General features: G+C 62.2%; 13 protein-coding genes. 11 read left to right on the forward strand and 2 right to left on the reverse strand.

Features of this window, described 5'->3' with window-relative positions; all coding sequences use genetic code 11:
• Positions 1-47: 47 nt before the first annotated feature.
• From JG739_RS27950 to JG739_RS27965, 4 genes are all read left to right on the forward strand, one after another.
• Positions 48-1484: a glutamine synthetase family protein gene (locus JG739_RS27950; protein WP_202364339.1), complete on the forward strand. Its 1437-nt coding sequence runs from the start codon at positions 48-50 to the stop codon at positions 1482-1484.
• A gap of 70 nt (positions 1485-1554) precedes the next feature.
• Positions 1555-1920, forward strand: coding sequence for a four helix bundle protein (locus JG739_RS27955; protein ID WP_202364340.1), 366 nt, complete (start codon positions 1555-1557; stop codon positions 1918-1920).
• 87 nt (positions 1921-2007) lie between these two features.
• On the forward strand, positions 2008-3291 hold the full coding sequence (locus JG739_RS27960; protein ID WP_202364341.1) for an NAD(P)/FAD-dependent oxidoreductase: 1284 nt from the start codon (positions 2008-2010) through the stop codon (positions 3289-3291).
• A gap of 228 nt (positions 3292-3519) precedes the next feature.
• Positions 3520-4347 carry an SH3 domain-containing protein gene (locus tag JG739_RS27965; RefSeq protein WP_202364342.1) on the forward strand — a complete coding sequence of 276 codons (828 nt, stop codon included), beginning with the start codon at positions 3520-3522 and terminating at the stop codon, positions 4345-4347.
• A 213-nt stretch (positions 4348-4560) separates the two neighbouring features.
• On the opposite strand, the gene JG739_RS27970 is transcribed toward JG739_RS27965, so the two are convergent.
• Positions 4561-5307, reverse strand: a complete 747-nt coding sequence (locus JG739_RS27970; protein WP_202367675.1) for an SDR family oxidoreductase — start codon at positions 5305-5307, stop codon at positions 4561-4563.
• A gap of 306 nt (positions 5308-5613) precedes the next feature.
• On the opposite strand from JG739_RS27970, the gene zwf reads away from it, so the two are divergent.
• The 3 genes from zwf (at position 5614) to edd (ending at position 9696) form a co-directional block, all read left to right on the forward strand.
• A complete protein-coding gene (gene zwf, locus JG739_RS27975) occupies positions 5614-7083 on the forward strand; it encodes a glucose-6-phosphate dehydrogenase (RefSeq protein WP_202364343.1) in 1470 nt (489 codons plus the stop codon).
• Positions 7065-7781 (forward strand): 6-phosphogluconolactonase, encoded by a 717-nt coding sequence (gene pgl, locus JG739_RS27980; RefSeq protein WP_202364344.1) that lies wholly within the window; start codon positions 7065-7067, stop codon positions 7779-7781. The genes zwf and pgl overlap by 19 nt, the downstream gene beginning before the upstream one ends.
• A gap of 70 nt (positions 7782-7851) precedes the next feature.
• Positions 7852-9696, forward strand: coding sequence for a phosphogluconate dehydratase (gene edd / locus JG739_RS27985; RefSeq protein ID WP_202364345.1), 1845 nt, complete (start codon positions 7852-7854; stop codon positions 9694-9696).
• A 404-nt stretch (positions 9697-10100) separates the two neighbouring features.
• On the opposite strand, the gene JG739_RS27990 is transcribed toward edd, so the two are convergent.
• Entirely contained in the window at positions 10101-11168 is a 1068-nt protein-coding gene (locus JG739_RS27990; RefSeq protein ID WP_244749598.1) for a GlxA family transcriptional regulator, read from the reverse strand.
• A gap of 117 nt (positions 11169-11285) precedes the next feature.
• Between JG739_RS27990 and JG739_RS27995 the strand changes: the two genes are divergently transcribed.
• From JG739_RS27995 to JG739_RS28010, 4 genes are all read left to right on the forward strand, one after another.
• Positions 11286-11972, forward strand: coding sequence for a GntR family transcriptional regulator (locus JG739_RS27995; protein ID WP_202364346.1), 687 nt, complete (start codon positions 11286-11288; stop codon positions 11970-11972).
• 474 nt (positions 11973-12446) lie between these two features.
• Positions 12447-13358, forward strand: a complete 912-nt coding sequence (locus JG739_RS28000) for a dihydrodipicolinate synthase family protein (protein WP_202364347.1) — start codon at positions 12447-12449, stop codon at positions 13356-13358.
• Positions 13351-14868 (forward strand): aldehyde dehydrogenase, encoded by a 1518-nt coding sequence (locus JG739_RS28005; RefSeq protein ID WP_202364348.1) that lies wholly within the window; start codon positions 13351-13353, stop codon positions 14866-14868. The genes JG739_RS28000 and JG739_RS28005 overlap by 8 nt, the downstream gene beginning before the upstream one ends.
• Positions 14865-16196, forward strand: coding sequence for an NAD(P)/FAD-dependent oxidoreductase (locus JG739_RS28010; RefSeq protein ID WP_202364349.1), 1332 nt, complete (start codon positions 14865-14867; stop codon positions 16194-16196). Before JG739_RS28005 ends, JG739_RS28010 begins: the two co-directional genes overlap by 4 nt.
• The last annotated feature ends 44 nt before the right edge of the window (positions 16197-16240 follow it).

The raw sequence follows: 16240 nt of genomic DNA on the forward strand, positions 1-16240 counted from the left end.
ATCACCGGCCCCGGCTATACTCCCAAATCCGCAACCCAATCTGGTGAATGATGCCGCCTGCAAAAAAGGAAGTCCGCCCGTCGAGCCGCGGAGGACGTATCCGCACGCCTGCCTTCGTGAAAAATCAACGTGGTGTGAAAAACTGGAAGGAAGTCGGCGCCTGGCTGGCGTGGCGCGGCATCGAGGATATCGAATGCATCACGCCCGACCAGGCCGGTGTTGCGCGCGGCAAGATGATGCCGTCGAAGAAATTCACCTCCAACACCTCGCTGGCGCTGCCTTCGGCCGTGTTCATGACGACGATCTCCGGCGGCTACCCGGAGAACGGCAACGGCTTCAACTATCCGGAAGACGACGGCGACCTCAAGCTGATGCCGGACCTTTCGACACTGACCGTGGTGCCGTGGGAAGAGGACCCGACGGCGGCGGTCATCTGCGACCTCGTCCACCAGGACGGCCGCTCGGTCGAGTTCACGCCTCGCAACGTGCTGAAGCGTGTGCTTGCCGCTTACGACAAGCGCGGGCTGAAGCCGGTGGTGGCGCCCGAGATCGAGTTCTACCTGGTGCGCAAGAATCCCGATCCGGACTACCCGCTGACCCCGCCGGTCGGGCGTTCGGGCCGGGCGATCGGCGGTGGCGCCGGCTACTCGATCGCCGGCGTCAACGAGTTCGACGAACTGATCGACGACATCTACCATTTCTCCGAAAGCCAGGGCCTGGAGATCGATACGCTGATCCACGAGGAAGGCGCCGGCCAACTCGAGATCAATCTGCGCCACGGCGATCCGATCGAACTGGCCGACCAGGTGTTCATGTTCAAGCGCACCATCCGCGAGGCGGCGCTCAAGCATGAGATCTATGCCACCTTCATGGCCAAGCCGATCCAGGGCCAGCCCGGGTCGGCGATGCATATCCACCAGTCGATCATCGACAAGAAGACCGGCAGGAACGTCTTTTCCGCAGAGGACGGCTCGGAAACCGAGGCCTTCTTCCATTTCCTCGGCGGCATGCAGAAACATGTGCCGAACGCGCTGGTGATGTTTGCGCCCTACGTCAATTCCTACCGCCGGCTGACGCAGTCGGCTTCGGCGCCGGTCAACAACAAATGGGGTTACGACAACCGCACCACCGCCTTCCGCGTCCCGCGCTCCGACCCGGCAGCCAGGCGCGTCGAGAACCGCATCCCCTCCTCCGACGCCAATCCCTATCTGGCGCTGGCCGCATCGCTCGCCTGCGGGCTGATCGGCATGACCAACAAGATCAAGGCCGAACCGCCGGTTCTCACCACCGCCAACGAGGCCGAGATCGACCTGCCGCGCAGCCTGCTCGAGGCGGTCGACCTGTTCGAAGCCGACGAGGAACTCTGCGCGCTGCTCGGCAAGTCGTTCGCCGCCACCTATGCGGCGATCAAGCGGGCGGAATTCGAGACCTTCATGGAAGTGATCAGCCCGTGGGAGCGGGAGTATTTGTTGTTGAATGTGTGAGGGGAGTAGGGGAGTACGGCAATAGGGGAGTACGGCAGTAGGGCAGTAGGGCAGTAGGGGGCGGCACGTAATGGCGAAGATCGAGTCCTACAGGGATCTGATCGTCTGGCAGCAGGCAATGGACCTGGCAGTATCAATTTATGAAGTGACACGAGCTTGGCCGAAAGACGAGCTCTATGGAATGACAGGTCAGGTGCGTCGGGCAGCTACCTCCGTGCCTGCCAACATCGCTGAGGGTTACGGCCGAGAGAGCCGAGCTTCCTATCAACAATTTCTCAGGATCGCCCAAGGATCACTCAAGGAACTGGAGACGCATCTTATGATTGCGCACCGTGTCGGAATCGCCTCGCACGAGACGATCGAACCTTTGATGGACCGCAGCGAGAGCGTAGGGACGCTATTGCGCCTTCTGATCCGCAAATTGTCACCTGAATAGCTCCTACTGCCCTGCTGCCCTACTGCCCTGCTGCCCTACTGCCCTACTGCCCTACTGCCCTACTGCCCTACTCCCCTACCGAGCATCATGCCCTACCAATCCCCAATCTCCCCCGGCCGCTCCTGGTATGAGGACACCGCCGGCCCACGGCCCGAATACAAGGCGCTCGACGGTGACCGGACATGCGACGTCGTGATCGTCGGCGGCGGCTTTACCGGCCTGTCGGCGGCGGTGCACCTGGCCAGGGCCGGCAGCAATGTCGTGCTGATCGAAGCGCATCGTTTCGGCGACGGCGCTTCGGGCCGCAATGGCGGCCAGCTCGGCACTGGTCAGCGCGCCTGGGCCGAAGAGCTCGAAGCGGAATACGGCTTCTCCCGAGCCAAGGCGCTGTTCGACCTCGCCGAAGAGGCCAAGGCGCATCTCCTCGAATTCGCCGCTGTCAACAAGATCGAGATCGACTACATGCCCGGCCAGATGTCGGTGGCGCACAAGCAGCGCTACGTCGACGACTACAAGGCGCATGCCGAGATCATGGCGAACCGCTTCCACTATCCGCACATCAGCTTCATGGACGCCAGGGAGACGGCGGAGCGGTTGGGCTCGGCGCGCTATTTCGGCGGCACCCGCGACACCGGCACCGGCCACATCCATCCGCTGAAGCTGGTGATCGGCACGGCAAAAGTGGCGGCGCAGGCGGGCGCGCAGCTGTTCGAGCAGACGCCGGCGACCGCCATCGCGTCCGTTGGCGGCAAGGTCAGGGTCACGACGCCGAAAGGCACGATATCAGCCGAGAAATGTCTGATCGGCGTCAACGCCCATGGCGGCACGCTCGAGCCGATCAGTGCCGCGCATATCATGCCGATCGGCTCCTTCATCGGCGCGACGGTGCCGCTCGGGGATTCAAACGTGCTGCCGGGCGGTGAGGCGGTCGACGATTCCCGCTTCGTCGTTCGCTATTTCCGCAAATCGACGGATGGGCGACTGCTGTTCGGCGGGCGCGAGATCTACGCCGTCAACGATCCGAAAGACATCCATGTCCACATCCGCCGGCAGATCGCCGAGATTTACCCTGACCTCAGGGACGTCGAGATCACCCATGGCTGGGGCGGCTATGTCGGCATCACGATGCCGAGAAAACCGTTCGTGCGCGAGGTGATGCCCAATGTGATCTCGGTCGGCGGCTATTCCGGCCACGGCGTCATGCTGTCGAACTTTTTCGGCAAGCTCTATGCCGAAACCGTCGCCGGCAACCGGGACCGGCTGAGGCTGATCGAGGACCTGAACATCCCGGCCTTTCCCGGAGGCCGGCGCTTGCGCGCGCCTCTTCTGTTTTTTGCACTCAACTGGTATGCCTTGAGGGACCGCATATAACCACAGGTTGCAAAATCCCTTGCAAGTTGCAGAATCGATCGTAAAGGTGCAGAATCCGTCCGGCAAGGGCGCAGTGATGCCACAATCGCCGGCAAAGGATGCCGGTTCTGGGCAGTCGAAGGGGGATTTTGCGGGCCTGCCCGCGTTGGATTGGGACCGATGCCGACCAAATGCCGGTTTCCCGGCACAGGTCGTAAGAACGTTGGCCCGCAAATGGAGGTTGCAAGAGTGAGAGAGCCCTTCAGTTTCGGCGCGCCGGAACGACGGCGCTTTGCGATGCAGTTTGGCTACGACATGCAGCCCAGATTCTGGCGGCAAATCCGGTCGAACCTGCACCTGGTCATCGCCGCGTTTGGCACAGCAGCGCTGCTTGGCGTGGCAGCGCTGGCGCTATGGCTGGCATTGCCGGCCAGCGAGAGACAAGCTGTCGCCAGTCCCGAGCAGATCGTTTCCAGCATTTCGGTGAAAACGACAAGGATCGTGCCGGCCGCGGCCGCGGCCGCGAGGATAGAAGCGGCGCAGCAGGCTGCGAGCAAGACCGATGCGATTTCGTCGGCGGTGGTTGCAGCGAAGGCCGAGATAGCGGCGCTGGCGCCCAATGATCCTCGCTGGACAAGATCGGGACCGAAGACCACATCCGGCCAGCTGGCCGGCCAGGCTGAAAAAGCGGACAAGCCGTCCGCTGCGGCGGCATTCGCCGATCCGGCGGCGAAAACCAAAGTGGCAGCATTGATTGCCAAAGTCGCCGCTCCCGCCAAGGCGGCGACGGACGGGGCTCCAACCGCAGCCATCCCCACCCCAGAACCGCTGCCGGCCGCGACACAGAAGGATAGCACCCAAGCCAAAGTCGAGGCCAAGCAGCCGAGCGCGGCAGAGACCGGACGCATCCTCAGGGGCGTCACCATGCGCACCGGTCCGAAGAACAGTGCGGCGGCCATCGTCACCATTCCGGCCAAGACCTCGGTTCAGGTGATGGGCTGCAAGAAATGGTGCCAGATCGTCTACAACGGCAAACGCGGCTGGATCTACAAGAGCTTCGTCAAGACCGGCGCCTGATGCATGTCGCGCGAAAGCATGCCCTCGGGCTTGAACCGAGGGTAGCGGTTTTGCGACAACGACATCCATAAAAACAAGAGCCCAAAGCGCGTCGCATGAGTCCATTCAAAGGCGACGCGCTTTACCGTTAGGGCCGTCAGGCCATTCCTTGACGTTGCCGACGGCTCATTTGGCTGCTGCCACTCAGCCACCCGGGGTGCGGGGCCGAACGGCTTAGATGCACCGCCCGCCGTCAACCTCCAGCGCCACGCCAGTGACGAAGGCCGCCTCGTCCGAAGCCAGCCAGAGCGCCGCGTTGGCTATATCGAGCGGCGTCGAAAGCCGGCCAAGCGGTATCGACGCACGGAATTTCTCGCGGATTTCGGGTGTGTCGGCGCCCATGAATTTTTCCAGCATGCCGGTCTCGCCGGCGACCGGGCACAGGCAGTTGACGCGGATGTTCTTCGGCGCGAGTTCCACCGCCATGGATTTGGTCGCGGTGATGGCCCAGCCTTTCGACGCATTGTACCAGGTAAGGCCTGGCCGCGGCCTGATGCCGGCGGTCGAGGCCGTGGTCAGGATGACGCCGCCGCCTTGCCTATCCATCACCGGCACGACCGCCAGAGCGGCGTGGTAGATCGCCTTCATGTTGACGGCCGTGATCAGATCGAAAGTCGTCTCGTCGACCTCGAGCATATCGCCGTTGCGATGGGTGTAGCCGGCATTATTGACCATGATGTCGATGCGGCCAAAGGCGGTTCTTGCGGCATTGACCATCTCGTCGAACTCGGAACGGGTAGAGACGTCCCTCTGGGTCCAGATCGCCGCCCGGCCGATCTCGTTGGCGACGCGTTCGGCGCCCTTAGCGTTGAGGTCGGCGACAACGACCTTGGCGCCTTCCTCGGCAAAACGCTTGGCCATGCCCTCGCCGAAGCCTGACGCGGCACCGGTGATGATGGCAACTTTGTTTTCCAGGCGCATGGCTTTCTCACTCATGATTGAAGACTCCCCGCTGCGGCAGCCACCGGCAATGGCCGCCGAAAGATCAACAAACTCTCGATTTCTCCTTTGGCTTTCGCCTCGATCCCGCTCTATGCTGCATCTGCGAAGGCCTCCCGGAACCACCTCGCCGACAAGCGTCCGGGTTGCGCCAGTGTCAAGGCCACACCTCAGAACAATCGGCAACACCCGATTGGCCCTGGGATGTGACGCCGTGTCACTGGAAAATCTAAATCGATTAGATTATATCCACCGCCACACAGCGAGCGGCGTCAGAGCGGACAGACCATGACCAGCCAGATCATTCCCGTCGACCCTTTCGACTTCATTATTTTCGGCGGCACCGGCGATCTGTCGGAACGCAAGCTTTTGCCGTCACTCTATCATCGCCAGCGCGGCCATCAGTTTTCCGAACCGACGCGCATCATCGGCACGTCGCGCTCGAAGATGACCGACGGGGAATTCCAGGCCTTCGCCAAGCAGGCGATTTCCGACCATGTGAACCCGGCCGATATCGACGCCGCGGAGTTGGAGACGTTCCTTGCCCGGCTTTCCTACGTCTCCGCCGACGCGACGACCGGCGCCGGCTTCGACCAATTGAAGACGGCGATCGGCGACAGCGAATGCATCCGCGCCTTCTATCTGGCGGTTGCGCCGGCGCTGTTCGGCGACATCTCACACAAGCTGAAAGAGAACGGGCTGATCACGCCGAACTCGCGCATCGTGCTGGAGAAGCCGATCGGGCGCGATCTCGCCTCGGCGCGCCAGCTCAACGATCTGGTCGGCGACGATTTCCATGAAAGCCAGATTTTCCGCATCGATCACTATCTCGGCAAGGAAACGGTGCAGAACCTGATGGCGCTGCGCTTTGCCAATGCGCTCTACGAGCCGCTGTGGAATTCCGCCAATGTCGATCATGTGCAGATCACCGTGGCCGAGACCGTCGGCCTCGAAGACCGCGTCACCTATTACGACAAGGCTGGCGCGCTGCGCGACATGGTGCAGAACCACATGCTGCAGCTTCTCTGCCTCGTCGCCATGGAGGCGCCGTCGTCGATGGACGCCGACGCCGTGCGCGACGAAAAGCTGAAGGTTCTGCGCGCGCTGAAACGCATCAACGGCAATGAAGCGCCCAAGCACACGGTGCGCGGCCAGTACCGTGCCGGAGCCTCGGCCGGCGGGCCGGTGAAAGGCTATGTCGAGGAGCTCGGCAAGAACAGCAACACCGAGACCTTCGTCGCGCTCAAGGCCGAAATCGGCAACTGGCGCTGGGCGGGCGTGCCGTTCTATCTCAGGACGGGCAAGCGGCTGGCGACACGCGTTTCGGAGATCGTCATCGAATTCAAGCCGATCCCGCACTCGATCTTCGGCGACAGCGCCGGGCCGATCTCCGCCAACCAGCTGGTCATCAGGCTGCAGCCCGACGAAGGCGTCAAGCAGTTCATCATGATCAAGGATCCGGGGCCTGGCGGCATGCGGCTGCGCCAGATCCCGCTCGATATGAGCTTCGCGCAATCTTTCGACGGCCGCGCCCCCGACGCCTATGAGCGACTGATCATGGACGTCATCCGTGGCAACCAGACGCTGTTCATGCGCCGCGACGAGGTCGAGGCGGCGTGGAAATGGATCGACCCGATTCAGGACGCATGGGAAGGCGCCAGGCAGGAGGCGCAGGGCTATACCGCCGGCACATGGGGCCCCTCCGCCTCGATTGCGCTGATCGAACGCGACGGGCGGACATGGCACGAGAGCAATTGAACGGCGCCGCTTACAGCTGGCACGCATTTGCCGAACGCCAGGACCTGGCGGCTGCACTTGCCGGCCACGTCGCAGGCCGCCTGACCAATGCGATCGCTGAGCGCGGCACGGCATTGCTCGCCGTTTCCGGCGGCACGACGCCGGCGAATTTCTTCGCATCGCTTTCGAATATCCCGATCGCCTGGAACAAGGTCACGGTGACGCTGGTCGATGAGCGTTGCGTGCCGGCGTCTTCGCCGCGCTCCAACGCCGGGCTGGTCGCCGCCAATCTTTTGCAACACGCCGCCGCAGCCGCACGTTTCGTGCCGCTCTACCAGGAGGCTGAAAGCATCGAGGATATGTCGGAGGCCGACAGCAGGATGTTGCGGTCGCTGCCCTGGCCGCTCGACGTGGCCGTGCTTGGCATGGGAGCGGATGGCCATACCGCGTCGTTTTTTCCTGACGCCGACAATCTGGAAACACTGCTCGACCCGTCGTCGGAAATGGTCGTGCTCCCGGTTCATGCAGCAAGCGCCGGCGAGCCGCGGCTGACGCTGTCGCTGGCGCGGATCGTCAGCGCCGGCTTCGTCGCGCTGCACATCGAGGGCGAGGACAAGCGCAAGGCATTCGAAAGCGCGATGGCATCGGAAACGCGAAAGCCCATTCGCGCCGTGCTGGACGCAGCCAAAAGGCCCGTAGAGGTTTTCTGGGCACCCTGATTTCAACCTGCCGAGGCCCGGCGGACAGCCGAACGGTGTTTGCGGGACCTCGCCTGAAAGGACCGACGCCATGACCGCAAGACGCGACATCGAAGCCATCACCGAGCGCATCCGCCAACGCTCCAGACCGGGGCGTGAGGCCTATCTCGGCCGCATCGCCGAGGCCTCGAGCCGCACCGCCAACCGGGCCGTGCTGTCCTGCGGCAACCTCGCCCACGGATTTGCCGTGTGCAGCCCTTCGGAAAAGCTGGCGCTTGGCGGCGACCGCGTGCCGAACCTCGGCATCATCACCTCCTATAACGACATGCTGTCGGCGCATCAGCCCTTCGAGACGTTTCCGGCGCTGATCAAGGACGCGGCGCGCGAGGCCGGCGGCATTGCCCAGGTCGCCGGCGGCGTGCCGGCGATGTGCGACGGCGTCACCCAGGGCCAGCCCGGCATGGAGCTGTCGCTGTTCTCGCGCGACGTGATCGCCATGGCGGCGGCGATTGGCCTGTCGCACAACATGTTCGACGCCGCCGTCTATCTCGGCGTCTGCGACAAGATCGTGCCGGGGCTGGTGATCGCGGCGCTGACCTTCGGCCATCTGCCGGCGGTATTCATCCCGGCCGGGCCGATGACGACAGGCCTGCCCAACGACGAGAAAGCCAAGGTCCGCCAGCTCTATGCCGAAGGCAAGGCAGGACGGGCCGAGCTGCTCGAGGCCGAGTCCAAATCCTATCACGGGCCGGGGACCTGCACCTTCTACGGCACGGCGAACTCCAACCAGATGCTGATGGAGATCATGGGCCTGCACACGCCGGGCGCCTCCTTCGTCAACCCCGGCACGCCGTTGCGTGACGCGCTGACGCGGGAGGCGACGAAGCGGGCGCTGGCGATCACCGCGCTCGGCAACGCCTACACGCCGGTCGGCCGGATGATCGACGAGCGCTCGATCGTCAACGGCATCGTCGGCCTGCACGCCACCGGCGGATCGACCAATCACACCATCCACCTGATCGCCATGGCGGCCGCGGCCGGCATCGCCATCAGCTGGCAGGATATTTCGGATCTTTCGGAAGCCGTACCGCTGCTGGCCCGGGTCTACCCGAACGGCCTTGCCGACGTGAACCATTTCCACGCCGCCGGCGGGCTCGGCTTCCTGATCCGCGAACTGCTCGACGAGGGAATCCTGCACGAGGACGTCCAGACGGTTTGGGGCGAAGGCTTAAGGCCTTATGCGGTCGAGGCCAGGCTCGGCGCCGATGGCGGCGTGGTGCGCGAGGCCTCGCCCCGCGAAAGCGGCGACGAGAAGGTGCTGGCGCCGTTCAAGAAGGCGTTCCAGCCGACGGGCGGGCTGAAAATGCTGTCCGGCAATCTCGGCCACGCCGTCATCAAGACATCGGCGGTCAAACCGGAGCGGCGCATTATCGAGGCGCCGGCCAAGGTTTTCGATAGCCAGCAAGGGCTCAATGAGGCGTTCAAGGCCGGCACGTTGACCGGCGATTTCATCGCCGTCATCCGCTTTCAGGGCCCGAAAGCCAACGGCATGCCGGAACTGCACAAGCTGACCACCGTGCTCGGCGTGCTGCAGGATCGCGGCCAGCATGTGGCGCTGGTCACCGACGGGCGCATGTCGGGCGCCAGCGGCAAGGTGCCGGCGGCGATCCATGTGACGCCGGAGGCAGTCGAGGGCGGGCCGATCGCCAGGATCCATGACGGCGACATCATCAGGCTCGACGCCGACACCGGGACGCTGGAAGTGCTGGTGCCGGCAGGCGACTTCGCGCTGCGGCGGGCGGCGGACAGCGATCTTGCCGGCAATGAGTTCGGCTTCGGCCGCGAGCTTTTCGCCGGGTTGCGGCAAATGGTCGGCCGTGCCGACCACGGCGCCAGCGCATTCGCAAACAACGCGGCGGAATTCGCACTGCAGTGAATAAGGGCGGCGGCCGTCTGACGCTGGCCGTCGATTGCCAAATAGTTTTGCCTTTTTGGCCACTATGTTACCTATTGGCCTATCTCGTGACCGGTCATTCGTAGCCGATGCAGCGGGGAGCGGGATCGAGGGCTTCTGCGTCTTCAGAAACGGCAAAGTCCGACCTTAAGCGGAAGCTCGTTCGCCCCGGCTGAAATTCATGACCATGACCCGAAGCTGCCTTCGTCAGTGCGTGAGTTGAATGGCAGCTCAGCGCCGCATTTCAGTCGTTCCAACGATCCGTTTGCACACCAAAAGCGGGCATCGCTGGTGCCGAGGCACAAGGGCGAGTTTGCGACAAGCGGAGAGCCACGATTTCCCAAATTGCGCACCCGGGGCTACATTGCCCCCTAGCTGCTTGTTGATCATTCTTTGGCGGGATTGCGGACCGAGCGGCTCGGATGCCTGAGGTGGGTAGGCGTGATACCGGTGTGCTGACGGAACACCCGGCTGAAATGCCCGGCATTTTCGAAGCCGCATCGGTACGCGATTTCGCCAATCTGCAGGTCGCTGCCTTCCAGCAGGGATTTTGCATAATGCACCCGTAGCGCCAGATAGGCGGCCATCGGGCTGATGCCCAACTCCGTCCCGAAAAGACGCTCCAACTGGCGCCTCGAGCAATTCAACCGGCTCGCGATTTCTGTAACCGACACCTTTTCCTGGAGATTGCTCTCCATCAACAGCAAGGCCCGCTTCACCGCGCGGCTCGACGCTTCGGGAAACAGATCCCCGACCGGCTGCACGTCCCAGATGTTTCGGATTCGATCGAGAACAAGAATCTTGGCGGCTTTTTCCGCCGCCTTCTGGCCGATGAATTGCGATACGAAATAGCCGGCGAGGTCTGCCGCTCCCGTGCCGCCAGCGCATGTCGCGCGGCTACGGTCGACCGAAAAAAGACTATCCGCATGGGCGTTCACATCAGGGAACTCGGTACGAAAGTCCTTGATGTGAAACCAGCTTACGGCGGCGCTGTAGCCGTCCAACAATCCGTAGCGCGCGAGCACGAAGCTCCCCGTGCAAAGCGCGGTCAGGGGCACGCCCTTCTCGGCGGCCCGCAAAAGGAATGCCTCTTTATCCGAACTCAGGCCCCGGTTCGTGTCGAGCAGGCCTCCAACCACCACAACATTGTCGAAGGCCTCCGGATTGCCGATCGCCTTTGTCGGCAGCAATTCGACACCACAGCTCGCCCTGACCGGCAGGCCGCGTTCGCCGACGATCTGCCAGTCGAATTCCACCCTGCGGCTGCGATCGCCTTCGTCGCCCGCCAGGCGCAGCGTGTCGATGAAAAGCGAGAGCGGCGACAGGGTGAAGTCGCGAACTAGGAGAAACGCAAACTTCTTGGCCATTCCTTTTCCGCGCTGTCCGTGGGTTTTGTTCGATTCGCATTCGGAGGGGTTCGGCTGCGTTCCTCTGACGGGTGAGCCATCGATCACCGGGGTCTATACATGTGTACCAACAAAATACAATCCGTTGACTCGCTCACTAGCGCATGCGATTCTTGGCGGAATGCTAAGTTTCATTGACTCGAAGAAGCGTTCAGAAGGTGTGCGATGAAAGGAAGCAAGGGCAATCTCTACGACGATCTCAAGCGTCGCATCCTGACGATGGAACTCGATCCTGACGAGGATTTAGATGAGGTGGCGCTAAGCGAACGCTACGGCCTGTCGCGGACTCCGGTTAGGGAAATATTCCGCCGCTTGGAGGGCGAAGGCTACATCGAAATTCGCGCGAACAGAGGCGCTCGGGTTGTTCCAATGAACCACTCGACGCTTCGGCAATTCTTCTTGGTAGCGCCTATGGTCTACGCCGCCATCGGCCGGCTTGCGGTTCAGAATTTCAAATCTTCGCAGATGTCAGACCTAAAGGACACACAGGCGCGTTTCCGTGCTGCGAGCCAGTCGGGCGACGCACTTGCCATGGTGGTCGAGAACAACAGGTTCCACGAGATAATCGGCGAGATGTCCGGAAATGCCTACCTTCAACCCAGCCTTGGCAGGTTGCTGATCGACCATGCCCGCATCGGTCACACTTTCTTCCGCCCGCGCAACGATGACATGCGCAAGCGCCTCAAAATTGCAGTCGAACACCATGATGGCTTTATCTCGGCCATTAGCGATCATGATGAGGGCGCCGTCGTCGACCTGGTGTTCGAGCATTGGGAGTTATCTCGCGAGAACATGGAGATGTTCATCGCGCCCCAGGGCTTGAAGGCGGATGCTCTGGTTGGCGATTCCTGACAGCATTGTGTGATCATCAGATCGATCGTCTCTCTGCCGCGCCACAACTCATCTGGCCGGCTGGTCCGGTGCGGCAGCCTTGCCTGCCGAGACTGCCTTGGTGGGCGTATAAACCAGTCGCGCCATAAGGCGGTGCCTCCCTTTCAGCTCTGTCTGTCACCGGCGCTCGGTTGCGAGCGGCTCTGGTCGCGCTGTGTGGCTTGGCCGGCGACACGCTGTTGTCGCATTTGCTGCCCCGGAGGATGCGTCGCTTCACAGCTTTCTATATGGCATTGTATTATCAAAATATAATTATTGTGTACGTAATAAATACAATTTGTTGACTCCGGCGCGCCGACGTGCGATATTCTGCACCATCAAACGCGACCAACCGGTTCCGGGTGCTGTGAATTCTCAAGGAGAGTTCGCAGAGGGCCGTCGTTTGGCCGAACGACGCCTTGGTCGAAACGACCACTCCACCGATGGAGAATTGTCTTGAGATTTGAGGGCATCTACACGCCGGCGGTGACGCCGCTCGACCCGGCCGGGCAGATCGACAACGCCGCTTTCGCGGACGTTCTTGAGTCGCTCATCGAGGCCAAGGTGCACGGCATCATCGTCGGCGGGTCGACGGGTGAATACTACGCCCAGAGCACCCAGGAGCGCTTCGATCTCGCCGCCTATGCCAAGGAGGTGATTGGCACCCGGCTTCCGCTCATCGTTGGAACGGGCGCTACCAGGACCGAAGACTCGATCGAATATGCCAAGGCGGCGAAGGAGATCGGTGCCGATGCCATCCTCGTATCGTCGCCACCCTACGCCTTACCGACCGAGCGCGAGAATGCGGTTCACGCCCTTGCGGTCGACCGCGCGGCGAGCCTTCCGATCATGCTCTACAACTATCCCGCTCGTATGGGCGTGATGATGGGAGAGGACTATTTCTCCCGCGTGGGCAAGTCCAGGAACGTCGTGGCCATCAAGGAGAGCTCCGGCGACATGGGCAACCTCCACCGGCTTGCCCGGAAGTTCCCCCATATTTCGCTCTCCTGCGGCTGGGACGACCAGGCACTCGAATTCTTTGCATGGGGTGCGAAAAGTTGGGTCTGCGCCGGCTCCAACTTTCTGCCGCGCGAACATGTCGCTCTCTACGACGCCTGCGTGCTCGAAAAGAACTTCGACAAGGGCCGCGCCATCATGACCGCGATGCTGCCCCTCATGGATTTCCTCGAGTGCGGCAAGTTCGTTCAGTCGATCAAGTATGGCTGTGAGCTGATTGGGCTGAAAGTAGGCACGGTGCGGGCCCCGCTGCGCCCGCTCAATTCAGAAGAAAAGCGAACTCTCCAGACCGTCGTCGCCACCTTGAAGCGCACGGTCGCCCGGATCACGTCGGGAGCGAATTATGCATGAGCCTTTGACCGCCGCCGAATACAAGGCGATAGCCGAAGATATTCAATTCCCGACCATTGCCTTCATTGACGGGGCATTCCGTCCGGCCAATTCCGGCAAGACATTCAAGACCACTAATCCAGCTACGGGCGAGACGCTTGCCGAGATCGCCGCGTGCGACTCCAGCGATGTCGATTTCGCCGTGGCCAAGGCCAGGGACGCGTTCGATGACGGCCGCTGGCACCTCCGGTCGCCTGGCGAGCGCAAGGCCGTACTCCTCAACTTCGCGAAGCTTCTCGAGCGAAACCGCCACGAACTCGCGGTCATGGAGACCCTCGACAGCGGCAAGCCGATCCGCGAATGCCAGACCGTCGATGTTCCCGATACGATCCACACGCTCCGTTGGCATGCCGAGCTGATCGACAAGCTCTATGACAATACCGCTCCTGTGGGTTCAAACGCGCTGACGATGGTCGTGCGCGAACCGGTCGGCGTCGTAGGCTGCGTTCTGCCGTGGAACTTTCCGCTCCTGATGCTGGCCTGGAAAATAGGACCGGCGCTTGCAGCGGGTTGCTCGGTCATCGTGAAGCCTGCGCAGGAGACGACCCTGACCACGCTCCGTGTAGCCGAGCTGGCCCATGAGGCGGGTATCCCGGCGGGCGTCTTCAATGTTGTCACGGGCGGCGGCAAGGATGTCGGCGAACCGATCGGCATGCACATGGGCGTCGATATGGTGGCGTTCACCGGATCGACGCCGACAGGTCGCCGTTTCCTGCGCTACGCAGCGGATTCCAATCTCAAGCGCGTCGTCCTTGAATGCGGGGGCAAAAATCCGGCAGTGGTTCTCGAGGATGCCGAAGACCTCGACCTGGTAGCCGAACAGGTCGTCAACGGCGCTTTCTGGAACATGGGCGAGAACTGCTCGGCGACTTCGCGGCTCATCGTCCATGCCAAGGTCAAGGATGAGTTGCTCGAGCGCATCGGCGCCTACATGCGCGAGTGGAAGACGGGCGATCCGCTCGACCCGGAAAATCGCATTGGCGCGCTTGTCAGCAAGAGCCACTTCGAGAAGGTGAAATCCTTCCTCAACGACGTGAAGACCGAAAAGCTCGCCGTCGCCCATGGCGGCGACACGCACAAGGGTATCTACATCGAGCCGACCGTCGTTGACGGTGTTACGCCTTCGAGTCGCCTCTTTCAGGAAGAGATTTTCGGACCGATCCTTTCGGTCACGACGTTCAATTCGCTTGCCGAGGCGATAGCTCTCGCCAATGACACCAACTACGGCCTAACCGCGTCTGTTTACACGGGAAGCCTTCGCAAGGCGATCAAGCTGTCGCGAGAAATCCGGGCGGGCGTCGTCACGGTCAATTGCTTCGGCGAAGGCGATGCGACCACTCCGTTCGGCGGCTACAAGGAATCCGGCTTCGGCGGCCGCGACAAGTCGATCTTCGCGCATGACAACTACTGCGAACTGAAGACGATCTGGATCGACGTTTCCGATCGTTCGGTCGACGAGACGGTTCGATGAACGACATCGTCGTCAAGCGTCTTCCGGCGGAATCCGGAACCTCGGGTTGGGAGGCGATCAGCACACGCAGCTTCCCGGTCCGGACGCTCGACGGCGACCTGTCGGCCGACTGGCTGATCGTCGGTGCGGGCTTCGCGGGATTGTCTGCTGCGCGCCGGTTATCTCAACTCCGGCCTGGCGACAAGATCGTCGTGCTGGAAGCGGGAGAGATCGCCAAAGGTACCTCAGGCCGGAATTCCGGCTACATGATCGACGTCCCGCACAATCTGTCGTCGGGCGAATATTCCGTCGCCAGCGAGACCGTGACGGTGGCGGAGATCGCTCAGAACCGCTTTGCGATATCTTTCGCCGCCGACGCTGCGGCGGAATACGACATGTCGCGCGAGACCTTCGATCGGTCGGGCAAAATCAATGCGGCGGCGACAAATCGCGGCATGAAGCTCAACGAGAATTACGGTCGCTCGCTGCAAGGAATCGGCGAAAAGCATCGCTTCCTTGATGCGGAAGAGATGCGGGCGATCACCGGGTCAAATTACTATCTGGGAGGCCTTTATACGCCGGGCGCGGTGATGATCCAGCCCGCTGACTATATCCGCGGGTTCGCCGCGGGGCTGGCGTCGAAGGTCGACATATTCGAGCACTCGCCAGTGCTCAAACTTGAGCGGCACGGCGGAGCTTGGAAAGCAGTATTGCGTCGTGGCACCGTCACCGCGCCGAAGGTCATCTTGGGCATCAACGGGCACGTCGAGGATTTCGGTTACTTCCGCGGCCGCCTGATGCACATCTTCACCTATGCATCGATGACTGCCCCCTTCACTTCCAAGTCCACGGGCAAGGATATGTGGGCATTACTCCCTGCTGATCCGATGGGAGCGACGGTCAGGAAGATCAGCACCGACGGCTTCTCGCGTATCGTGATCCGTACCCGGTTCACCTACGACTGGGCCGTCCAGGTCAGCGACAAGCGCTTGGTTGGAATCGCCGCCGAGCAGCGAGCGTCTCTGGACGCCCGCTTTCCATATCTCAAGGACGTGCCGTTCGAACACGTCTGGGCCGGACGGCTTTGCCTCAGCCGCAACCATGTGCCCGCCTTCGGCGAGATCGAAGAAGGCCTTTATTCGGCCTGCTGCGAGAACGGTCTTGGGACCGTAAAAAGCACTCTCGCGGGCGTCATGGCCGCCGATCTGGCGACCGATACCCGCTCCGACATGCTCGACAAATTCTCGGATCAGCCGGAGCCCGCGCGGCTGCCTCCCGAGCCGCTCGCGTGGCTCAGCGTCAACACGGTGATCCGGCTGCAGGAATTGCGTGCTGGCCGCCAGGGATAGCTCTCGCCGCGCAATGTGAAGACCGAGCCGACCGCAAAGTCTTC

The sequence above is a fragment of the Mesorhizobium sp. L-2-11 genome, assembly GCF_016756595.1.
Classification (GTDB): Bacteria; Pseudomonadota; Alphaproteobacteria; order Rhizobiales; family Rhizobiaceae; genus Mesorhizobium.